Consider the following 4,894-nt stretch of genomic DNA (forward strand, 5'->3'; position numbering starts at 1 on the left):
GGCTGTACTTATATAATTCCATCAATGGTGACTTTGGTGGACTTAAGTCAGGACGAATTGGACGTTATTATGAATCATGTACCTGGAGGCGCCAGCAATATTCAGGATATGTATCCACTAGCACCCTTACAGGAAGGTATTTATTTCCATCATTTGATGAGTGATAAAACCACTGGAGATCCTTATTTACTTTCAGAATTGTTGTCCTTTTCATCATCCAAAAAGCGCTCCGAATTTATAAAAGCCTTAGATTTTGTTATCCATCGCCATGATGTGCTTCGTACTTGTGTGCTCAATGAAGGTTTGCCACAGGCTGTACAGATAGTACTGAGAGAGGTGAACCTGACTGTAGAAGAATTGTCTTTAGATAAAGAAAAAGACATCCTGTCTCAACTACAACAGAAACAAGTATCGGACAACTTATATATGGATTTGGCTAATGCGCCAGCAATACAAGTAAAAGTGGTGGATAATGTAGATAATGATGTCTATTATTTGGTGTTGGATCATCATCATATCATGATGGATCACATGGGGACATCAAAAATAATAGAGGAAATAGGGCTGTATCTATCCGGACGAGCAGGAATGCTGCCAACACCCGTTTTATTCAGAGATTTTGTAGGCTATGTGATAAATAGAGAGAAGATAGCGAAGAGTGAAACATACTTTAGAGGTTTGTACAGTCGTATAGAGACACCTTCTTATCCATTTAATTTATCAGATACCAAGATAGCAGGTAGTTCCATCATTGCGACATCTAAAAAGATGCTGTCCTCTGAATTACGCGATTGCATTAGAAAGGTATCGAATGATTTACAAGTAAGTCCGGCCGTATTATTCCATGCCGCTTTTGGATTGGTTGTAGGAAAGTGTAGTGGTACGGATTATGCACTATTTGGTTCTGTACTTTTAGGAAGATTACAAGGAGTGAAAGGCTCGGAATCTTCACTGGGTTTATTTATGAATACCCTTCCCATAGTATTAGATCTCAAAGGGGACATTCCATCATATATTTCTCAAACAAGTGAGAGTTTGCAAACCCTTTTAGACCACGAACAAACACCATTGTCTAGTGTGCACGATTGGAGCGGTATCCCAAATGATGTTTCCATGTTTAGTGCCTTATTAAACTACCGACATTCCGTGTTAGGTTATCCAGATAATGTTTCTGGTTTTGAAGGGACATTGGTATCTGGCTATGCCCAAACCAATTACCCGTTTTCATTTGATATAGATGACTATGGAAATGATTTTGGATTGACGTTCAATGTCTCTTCTTTAGATATGGATCCTTCTACTGTAATATCCTATATGGAAGAAGCTTTAAAAGAATTGCTGCTACATATGAGTAAGGAATCGCTAATGACAGTAGAGTCTTTATCGATACTGACCGAAGCAGAATCCCATCAGTTGTTAGAGGTCTTTAACGATACCGATATGGATTATCCAAAAGATAGTACGGTAGTCGAACTCTTTGAAGCACAGGTCTTAAAAACGCCTGATACCATTGCCGTGGTTTATGGGTCAGAAAGTTTAAGCTACAGAGAATTGGAGGAAAGATCGAATCAACTCGCTCATTATTTAATAGATAAAGGCGTATCAGTAGAAGATAGGGTTGGTATCTGTATGGATCGTAGCCTGGAGATGATTGTTAGTATTTTAGGGGTCTTAAAATCAGGAGCAGCCTATGTTCCTATAGATCCAGATTACCCCAAAGATAGGATTAACTTTATGATCCAGGATGCTACTATAGATCTACTATTGAGTACCTCTGGTCTTGTTGATCGAATGTCAGATTTGGAGGTGTCAGAACTTATATTATTAGATAAGGATTGGGAGTTGATACAGAAACAATTTATAAGGTCTCCAGCCATAGAGGTGTCTGTTAACAATTTGGCCTATGTAATCTATACTTCAGGAAGTACAGGAACACCAAAAGGCGTTCAGATAGAACATAAAAACATTGTCAGTTTAGCCAAAAGTTGTGATTATGTGACATTGAATGAGGAAACCGTATGGTTATCTACTGGGTCCATTTCCTTTGATGCAACAACCATAGAATATTGGGGAACCTTGTTAAATGGCGGTAGATTACTGTTGACCACTATCGATACACTTCTGAATACACTGCGATTAAAAACAGTATTACTAGAGAATAAAGTAACCACTTTATGGATGACAGCTTCATGGTTCCATCAGGTAGTAGAGGAGGATATCAGTGCTTTTTCATCTTTAAGCTATCTATTGGTTGGGGGAGATACTGTACTGTTCAACTACACAAATAAAATAAAAGAAGCTTATCCGGAACTTACTATTATCAATGGTTATGGCCCAACAGAAAATACCACATTTTCTACGACCTACACGATCGAAAAAACAGCAGGTGCACTTCCTATTGGTAAACCTATCAAAAACAGTTCGGCATATATCACAGATACACAATTGAATGTGCTTCCAGTAGGAGCTATTGGAGAGTTAGTTGTTGGAGGCTCAGGAGTCGCCAGAGGTTATTTGAATAATGAGAAATTGACCCATGAGCGATTTGTAGCTAATCCATTTAAAGATGGTGGTCGCTTGTACAAGACGGGTGATTTAGCAAAATGGTTGCCCGATGGAAATATCGCCTTTATAGGAAGGAAGGACGATCAGGTAAAAATACGCGGTTATCGAATTGAGCTGGGTGAGATTGAAAATGCACTCTCCTCCATATCAGAAGTAATACAATGTTGTGTATTAGCCAAAACAGACGACCATGGTGATAAGCGATTGCTGGCTTATGTAGTGATGGAAAATGCCTTAGATAAGGAGGTCTTGCAGTGGCAATTGGAATCCCATTTACCCGAGTATATGGTGCCTCGATTATGGGTGGAATTAGACGAGATGCCCTTGACTTCCAATAGGAAATTAGACAGGAAGGCATTACCAGAGATAGATCTGTCTACTTTGTCTACAAAAACCTATGCAGCTCCAAGGACAGAGATAGAAGCGCAGTTAGCTGAGATATGGCAAGAGTTGTTAGGAGTTGAACAGATTGGTATCCATGATAACTTTTTCGAACTGGGTGGACATAGTTTATTGGCGGTGCGCTTGATAGCGCGCATACGAAAGTTGGGCTACACAATGAGCATTGGAGGTTTTTATGCAGACCCCAATATTGCTCAATTGAGTGAGAAGCTAATGGCATCCGACGAAGCTTATACGTTGCCAGATAACGGAATTGTACAAGGGAGTGCTTATATAATACCATCGATGGTCACCTTGATGGATTTAACTCAGGAGGAATTGGATGTTATTATGAATCATGTGCCAGGAGGCGCCAGCAATATTCAGGATATCTATCCTTTAGCACCGCTACAACAAGGTATTTATTTCCATCATTTAATGAGTGATAAATCCATTGGAGATCCTTATATCCTATCGGAATTGTTGTCTTTTTCATCATTAGACAAGCGTTCGGAATTTATAGAAGCTTTAGGTTTTGTTATCAACCGCCATGATGTGCTTCGTACCTGCGTGCTCAATGAAGGCCTTCCACAGGCTGTACAGGTAGTATTGAGAGCAGTGGAATTGAATGTAGAAGAATTGTCTTTAGATAAGGAAGTAGATATTTTATTTCAGGTAAAAAAAGAGCAAGCGTCTGAGAACTTATATATCGATCTGACTAAAGCCCCAGCAATGCAAGTGAAAGTGGCCGATGATGTGGATAATGGTGTCTATTATTTGCTATTGGATCATCATCATATCATGATGGATCACATGGGAACATCGAAAATAATAGAGGAGATAGAACTTTATTTAGTTGGGCGAGCAAGTCAGCTCCCAACACCAGCTTTATATAGAGAATTTGTTGGGCAGATTATAAATAAAGAGAAAACAGGGGAGAACAAAAAATACTTCAGCGATGTATATAGTGATATAGATACGCCTTCTTACCCGTTTAATTTATCGGACACCAAAATCGATGGTAGTTCTACCATTATGACATCAAAAAAAATACTGTCTTCTGAATTACGCGATCACATTCGAAAGGTGTCTAATGATCTTAAGATCAGTCCGGCTGTACTGTTTCATGCGGCCTTTGGATTGGTGGTAGGAAGATGTAGTGGTACGGATTATGCGCTATTTGGTTCTGTGCTTTTAGGAAGGTTACAGGGCATTAAAGGCTCCGAATCTTCACTGGGATTATTTATGAATACCCTTCCTGTATTATTAGATGTCAAAGGAGACATTCCTTCCTATATTTCACAAACTGATGCGTACTTGCAAACGCTCTTGAATCATGAACAAACGCCATTGTCAAGTGTTCATCAATGGAGTGGTATCCCCAATGATATTCCAATGTTTAGTGCTTTGTTGAACTATAAGCATTCAACTAAAGAAGCTACAGAGGAAGCTTCCGGTTTTGAGGGTACATTTTTATCTGGATATGCCCGAACCAATTATCCATTTGGTTTTGACGTTGAGGATTATGGGAATGATTTTAAGCTAACCTCTAATATATCTTCTCTAGATATTGATCCGTCTGCTGTAGTATCTTATATGGAAGAAGTATTGAAAGAATTGCTTGTCCATATAGATGAGGAATCATACGTGACCGTTGAAAGCATATCAATACTTAGTGAGGAGGAAGTACATCAGTTGTTAGAGGTCTTCAACGATATAGCAGTATCCTATCCAAAGGACAAGACAGTTGTTGATTTATTTGAGGCACAGGTGTTAGAGACACCTGATGCCGCGGCAGTGGTGTATGATGCAGAAAACCTAACCTATAAGGAACTAGATGAGAAATCGAATCAATTAGCAAACTATTTGATTGAAAAAGGAGTGTCATCAGAGCATCTAATAGGTATTTGTCTAGATCGTAGTTTGGAGATGATCATCAGTATTTTTG

General features: G+C 39.0%; 1 protein-coding gene. It reads left to right on the plus strand.

Annotation, left to right across the window (positions count from 1 at the left end; all coding sequences use genetic code 11):
* On the plus strand, nt 1-4,894 hold a 4,894-nt coding region (locus tag L0U72_RS11670), incomplete at both ends, for a non-ribosomal peptide synthetase (RefSeq protein WP_233899380.1).

The organism is Tenacibaculum piscium (assembly GCF_021390755.1).
GTDB lineage: Bacteria > Bacteroidota > Bacteroidia > Flavobacteriales > Flavobacteriaceae > Polaribacter > Polaribacter piscius.